This is a genomic window from Thalassospira sp. MCCC 1A01428 (assembly GCF_002115825.1).
In the GTDB taxonomy this organism is placed as follows: domain Bacteria; phylum Pseudomonadota; class Alphaproteobacteria; order Rhodospirillales; family Thalassospiraceae; genus Thalassospira.
Window position 1 is genome coordinate 62,936 of sequence record NZ_JFJZ01000025.1, and the last position, 6,736, is coordinate 69,671.

5 protein-coding genes are annotated in these 6,736 nt (G+C 56.7%); all 5 read left to right on the plus strand.

The window, feature by feature from the left end; all coding sequences use genetic code 11:
• The first annotated feature begins 44 nt into the window (after positions 1-44).
• The 5 genes from THS27_RS17355 (at position 45) to THS27_RS17375 (ending at position 6,492) form a co-directional block, all read left to right on the plus strand.
• Positions 45-1,052, plus strand: a complete 1,008-nt coding sequence (locus THS27_RS17355; protein WP_085593129.1) for a substrate-binding domain-containing protein — start codon at positions 45-47, stop codon at positions 1,050-1,052.
• 91 nt (positions 1,053-1,143) lie between these two features.
• On the plus strand, positions 1,144-1,902 hold the full coding sequence (locus tag THS27_RS17360) for a GolD/DthD family dehydrogenase (RefSeq protein ID WP_085593131.1): 759 nt from the start codon (positions 1,144-1,146) through the stop codon (positions 1,900-1,902).
• Between the two features lie 38 nt (positions 1,903-1,940).
• On the plus strand, positions 1,941-3,686 hold the full coding sequence (gene dhaL, locus THS27_RS17365; RefSeq protein ID WP_085593144.1) for a dihydroxyacetone kinase subunit DhaL: 1,746 nt from the start codon (positions 1,941-1,943) through the stop codon (positions 3,684-3,686).
• Positions 3,687-3,769: 83 nt separating this feature from the next.
• Positions 3,770-4,441: a dihydroxyacetone kinase subunit DhaL gene (gene dhaL, locus THS27_RS17370; RefSeq protein ID WP_085593133.1), complete on the plus strand. Its 672-nt coding sequence runs from the start codon at positions 3,770-3,772 to the stop codon at positions 4,439-4,441.
• Positions 4,438-6,492, plus strand: coding sequence for a bifunctional sugar-binding transcriptional regulator/dihydroxyacetone kinase subunit DhaK (locus THS27_RS17375; protein WP_085593135.1), 2,055 nt, complete (start codon positions 4,438-4,440; stop codon positions 6,490-6,492). Before dhaL (THS27_RS17370) ends, THS27_RS17375 begins: the two co-directional genes overlap by 4 nt.
• The last annotated feature ends 244 nt before the right edge of the window (positions 6,493-6,736 follow it).

A 6,736-nucleotide genomic window follows, 5' to 3' on the forward strand; every position in this document is an offset into this window, starting at 1 on the left:
GGAGGCATCTTTCCGAAAAGAATGTCATTCAGGGAGGAACCAACATGACATTTCGCAAACTTACCACAACTGTCAGTGCCCTTGTAATCGGCCTGTCATTGGCCGCAGCATCCACCGCTGCCAGCGCAAAGGATGGGGCGATCAAAATTGGCGCTGCCGTTTACGGGCTGAATGCCGAATTCATGCAGCTTTGGGCGGATGCGGCCGAAAACCATCCGGCGGTAAAATCCGGTCTTGTCGATTTGACGGTGTTTGACGGGCGCTACGACGCACTTGTCCAGCAAGACCAGTTTGAAACCATGATCACCCAGGGTTACGACGCCATTGTTTTTGTTCCGATCGACATTGATGCCGGTGCAACCGCCGTTGAACTTGCCCACGAAGCAGGTATCCCGGTCGTTGGATCGAACACGATGGTCAACAGCAAACTTCTTACCGCCTATGTCGGTTCCGACGATGTTCAGGCTGGCTATATGGAAGCAAAATCCGTTTTGGACAAAATGGACTGCAAGGGCAGTGTCGTGGTTCTCGAAGGGCCGATTGGTCAGTCCGCCCAGATCCAGCGTGGCGAAGGCAACAAAAAGGCCTTGGCTGAATGCCCCGATGTCAGCGTTCTTGAACAACAGACGGCCAACTGGTCCCGTGCGGAAGCACAAAGCCTGATGGAAAACTGGATTACCTCGCATGGTTCGGAGATCAAAGGTGTGATCGCCCAGAATGACGAAATGGCGCTTGGCGCAATTGAGGCAATTAAATCCGCCGGCCTGAATGTCAAAGACTTTGCCATTGCCGGTGTCGACGGGGTGACCGATGCCCTTCACGCCGTCAAGGAAGGAAATATGGATTCCATCCTGCAAGATGGTGCGGCCCAGGCCCAAGGGGCGATCGACGTTGCGATCAAAGCAGTCAAACCCGACTATAAACCCATGTCAGAAATCTGGAAGCAGTATCCCGAGATGACCTGGGAAGACGGTAAAAAGTCTGAATACAACGTGCCCTGGACCCCGGTAACGCTCCAAAATGTTGATGCGCTGCTCGCCAAGCGCAAATGACACTGATTTGAATTCTGCGCCCGGGCGCACATCACGCCCGGGCGATGCAGGACGTAATAGGCGTTATCCCGTTTGAAGAAAAGGACCGGTTATGGCTGAACCTCTGGATTTTTCGCTGGCAGGCAAGACTGCTATTGTTACAGGTGCCGCATCCGGTATTGGCGCGGCCATCGCAGAAGCCTACGCTGCCCAGGGCGCGCGCGTGGCCCTGCTGGACATGAATGTCGAGGCAGCCACAAAGAAAGCCGAGGCGCTGGGAAACGGTGCCATGGCATTTGCCTGCAATGTTACTGATGCCACCAGCATCAATGATGCCGTCAATGCTGTGAATGACAGCTTTGGAAGCATCGATATTCTTGTAAATTCTGCCGGAATTGTCGATTTGGCCCCGGCCGAGGAATTATCGCAAACAGCATGGCAACGCACACTTGATGTAAACCTTACAGGAAGTTTTCTGATCGCACAGGCGGTTGGCAACATCATGATCAAGGCCGGCCGCGGTGGACGCATTATCAATCTGGCGTCTCAGGCGGGCTCTGTTGCGATTGAGGGCCATGTTGCCTATTGCGCCTCCAAATTTGCCATTGTCGGTGTGACCAAGACCCTTGCACTCGAATGGGGCAAGCACGGCATTACCGTAAACTGCATTTCACCGACCGTGGTTCTCACCGAGCTTGGCCGCAAGGCATGGGATGGCCCCAAGGGCGATGCGATGAAGGCGCAAATTCCCTCTGGCCGCTTTGCCGAACCCGAAGAAATTGCCGCTTCCGCAGTCTTTCTGGCCTCGGATGGCGCGGCAATGATTAACGGTGCCGATCTGCTCGTAGATGGCGGATATACTGTAAAATAATGAACGATCAGAATGATTTGAAAGGGAACACGTTGGCCATGCAGCGATTCATCAACGATCCCGACGATATCGTCGACGAAACCGTCGCGGGCTTTGTCAAAGCCCATCGTGACCTGGTCCGCAAAGACCCCGAAAACCCCCGGGTTGTCGTGTCGCGCTTTGCCCCGCAAGAGGGGAAAGTCGGCATCGTAACGGGCGGCGGGTCCGGGCATGAACCTGCCTTTGTTGGTTATGTTGGCCAAAACATGGTTGATGCCGTCGCCATCGGCGAACTGTTTTCCTCGCCAACGGCAAAAAGTTTCGCAGATGCCATTCGTGCGGCAGATGGCGGTGCTGGTGTTGCAGTTTTGTACGGCAATTATGCGGGCGACAATATGAATGTTCGCATGGCCGGCGAAATGGTCGCACCCGAAGGCATCGATGTTGCCACCGTGGTTGCAAACGACGATGTTTGCTCGGCCCCGGTTGATGAACGCGAAAAACGCCGGGGTGTCGCCGGCGAGATTTTTATGTGGAAAATCGGTGGCGCCAAGGCCGCCCTTGGTGGATCACTGGCTGAAGTCAAGAACGCCGCACAAACGGCCATTGATGCCTGCCGTTCCGTCGGCGTCGGACTGGGCCCCTGCACCCTGCCCGCGCTGGGACATCCGAATTTCCAGATCGAAGCCGGGACAATGGAAGTCGGCATTGGGCATCACGGGGAACCCGGGGCGCGTGTTGAACCGCTTAAATCCGCCGATGCCGTGGCCGACGATATGGTCAAGATCGTGCTTGACGATCATAATCTGCCCGAGGGCACCGAGGTTGCCGTTCTGGTGTCCGGTCTCGGTGCCACGCCGGTAAATGAACTTTATGTGCTTTATGACCGCATTGAAGTTGGCCTCGAAAAGGCCGGGTTGCAAGTGCATCGCGCCTTTGTCGGCAATTATTTCACCTCGCTTGAAATGGTCGGGGCCACCCTTACAGTCATGGCGCTAACCAATGAGCTGAAATCCCTGCTTGACGTCAGTTGCGCCTCCCCTGGGATGACCCTGCCTGGCGATATCACCGCGCCGATTGGCAAAATTGGCACCCGTCGGCGTCAGGGGCAGGCGGCACAACGCAGCAATCTTTCCGTATTACGCGCCCCCGAAGCGGTAAGGTCGGAAAAGCTTGATCTGACCACCGCATCAGGCATTGTCGAGGAACTGGCCGCCGTCATTGTTGCCAATAAAACCCATCTTTCCGACATCGATGGACTGATCGGTGATGGCGATCACGGCATCAACATGGCAAAGGGCTTTGGCCGTGCCGCTGACCAGATTGCGGGAAAAAATCTCCCGCTTTCTGACGCATTCGAAAAACTGTCAGATGTGTTGATGTCCGAGATTGGCGGGTCAATGGGCCCCCTTTACGGGTTTGTCTTCCGCAACATGTCTTTGTCGATTGAAGACCGCACTGCCATTGATGCAGACGGAATTTCGGCCATGCTCAATGCCGGTCTTCAGGGGGCACGTTCTACCGGGGGGGCAAAAATCGGCGACAAAACCCTGATTGACTGTTTCGTCCCCGCTGTGGAGGCCTTTGAGGCGAGCAAAAACCAGGGCATTGTACCCGCCTTGTCCGCCATGAGCGCGGCCGCCGAAAAAGGCCGCGACAGTACGGTTGATATGGTAGCAAAACTCGGTCGTGCGGCGCGTCTGGGTGAACGATCCCGCGGGGTTCTGGATGCGGGCGCGACATCGTGCTGTTTGATCCTGAATGAACTGGCCGCCGCGATCTCGCGGCGTCTGACATCGGCTTGATGCAAAGGGCCCTTCCTGTTTGCAGGCGGGGCCCTTCGTCTTTGTGACAAAGACTTGCTCCCAACAGGACGGGCATGCGATAAATGCCGACCATGCAAACATTTACACGCCACGACCTCGCTTCTTTATTTCGCAGCTTCGCCGCTCGTATGTTTGACGAGCGCGCCCGCCTAGGTATGCTTGATGGTGAAATTGGCGATGCGGATCATGGTGTGGCAATGGTCGGCGGCTTTGAAGCAGCAGCAAAATCTCTTGTTGAAACCGATGATGGCAGCCAAACGCTGGGCGAAGGTTTTTCGCTGGCGGCGAATGCGCTTTTAAATGCGGTGGGGGCCACAACTGGTCCGCTTTATGCCAGCGCCCTTTTGCGCGTGGGCGCCCTGTTTGGCGATGTCAGGGAAGTGCCGTTTGAACGTCTGCCCGAAATCATTATTGCCATGTGCGAAGGCATTGAAAAAAGAGGACACGGCAAACCGGGTGATAAAACCATGATCGATGCCTGGTCTCCGGCGTCGCATGCTGTTCGCCTCGGGCTGGAACAGGGTATGGGAACACTCGATATTCTTAAACATGCCGCCCGGAAAGCCGACGAAGGAGCCACCGCAACACGTGCCATGATGGCAGCCCGCGGGCGTGCAGCGCGTCTCGGTCCCCGTAGCATCGGGCATCTGGACCCCGGTGCGGTTTCTGCTGCCGCCCTGATCGATGCCCTGGCAACATGGGCTGAATTTGCTGCATCAAAGGACATTTCATGAGCGCGCGGAAACCGCAACGCGCCTCAAACAGTTCCGCGAATGTGCGCCCGCCCTTGCGATTCGGCGACGACCTGCTGCTGTGGGCGGCCTGGCTCTATTATGAAGAAGGCCTGACCCAGGGCGAAATCGCCGATCATATGGGGGTTTCGCGGCCATCGGTGAATGCCTATCTGGCCGATGCCCGTGTACGGGGCATCGTCAATATCGAAATTGACCCCGAACGTTTTCGTGCCCTGAGCATCGCGCGCGACCTGCAAGAACATTTCGGGCTTGATGACTGTTTTGTCATTCCGTCGACCGGAAGTGACAGCCCGCTGGTCAACCGCCTGGGGGCTGCTGCAGCCCAGGTTCTGTCCCGCATCACGCGTTCGGGCGATACAATCGCCGTGACATGGGGCCGCACCATGCTGGCGATGACACAACATCTTGAAATACGCTCGCTTCAGGATTTGCGCGTCATTCAGGCCACCGGCGGCACGACGGCAAAAATCGCCTGGACACCCGAAGCCTGTGCAACGCGACTTGCCGATGCAATTGGCGCGCGCTGTATTCCTTTGTCCGCCCCGGCAATTGTATCCTCGCCGAAAATGCGGGACCTTCTGGTCCGCGAGGCCGTCCTTTCCGAACAGATGGAGGTCCTTGCCGAGGCCAACCGCATCGTTTTGGGGATTTCGTCGCTGCGCCCTGAAAGCACCATTCATACAAGCGGTTTTTTTGACGGCATCGCGATGCACGAGCATTACCACGATGCCGTGGGCAGCATTGCCGGACGGCTGATTTCGGCCACCGGACAGCCTGTTGACGGACCACTGGCAGGACGGGTCATCGGTATCGGCCTTGATCAGATTCTGGCGATCCGCAGTCGGATTGGTGTTGCAGGCGGCATGGACAAGGTGCAGGCGATACTGGCGGCGTTACGGGGCGGCTATGTCAATGTCATGGTGACTGATTTTGACACCGCACGCGCCATTTTAACATCCGAAGGTGTTGAAGGCGGGCGACGGCGGGCAGCAGAAACATCGACAGCGGCCCTGCCCGAACGAACCCAGATCAAGAAATTCCTCAATCGCCCCAAAGACGCGGTTGATGAAAGCATCGCCGGTGCCTTGCTGGCGCATGAAAAATGCCTTGCTCCCATTGCGGGTACAACACGGGCCCTGCGCGCAATTGACGGGCCCAGAGACGGCAAAGTCGGCCTGGTTATAGGGGGTGGTTCAGGTCATGAACCCGGCTTTCTGGGATATGTCGGGCGCGGCCTGGCCGATGCTGTCGCAATCGGCAATGTGTTTGCATCCCCGCCGCCCGACCCCATCCTGGCCGCAACGCTGGCGGCCAATGGCGGCGCTGGTGTCCTGCACATCTTTGGTAATTTTTCCGGCGATCTGATGAATTTCGAGATGGCCGCCGAAATGGCAAAAGCGCGGGGCGTGCCCGTCAAAACAGTGGTCACGACAGACGATGTCGCCTCCGCGCCAGTCGATGCCCGCGCCGCGCGCCGTGGTGTGGCGGGCAATGTGTTTGTTTTCAAAATCGCCGGCGCGGCCTGTGATCGTATGTTGCCGCTCGAAACATGTGCGGCACTTGCCCAGCGTGCAAACGAACGCTGTTACACAATGGGCGTTGCCCTGGAGCCTGGTGCCTCGCTGGATACCCGGCGCCCGAGTTTTGTTCTCGGACCCGATGATATGGAAATAGGGGTTGGTGTTCACGGCGAACCCGGCATTGCGCGTGTACATGTTGCATCCGCCGACGAAACAGCTGACTTGATTGCCGACCGTCTTCTTGATGAAATGCGCCCCGCTGAAGGGGATGAGGTAGCTTTGCTGGTCAATTCGCTTGGCAGCACACCTCATATGGAGCTTTATATTCTTAACCGTCGTTTACGGGAAAGGCTTAAGGCCCGCCGGGTCAAGGCCCATGTCACACTGATTGGTCACTACTATACATCATTAGATATGGCCGGGGTTTCAGTCACCATGATGCACCTGGACCCGGAATTAAAAACGCTACTTGATCATCCATGCAGCAGTCCGGCTATTACGATCGCTTAAGGCTACACTTTAGGCTGTCCGTCAATGCTTAGTCCTTGCTTGCACAAGGCTTCATCCAAAAGTTAATTCCGCAGTATGATCCTGGTGAGCTTAGCAAACTCTCTACGCAAACTGGCAGTCCAGTGTCGGGGCGTGGCGCACGTTTAGGGCGATACCATACACTGAATCGGTCCACTTGCAGGGTAGAACCGCCGCGGCATTCGCTCAAATAATGCTCTCCTGTGACTAGGCTCAGGACTCATTA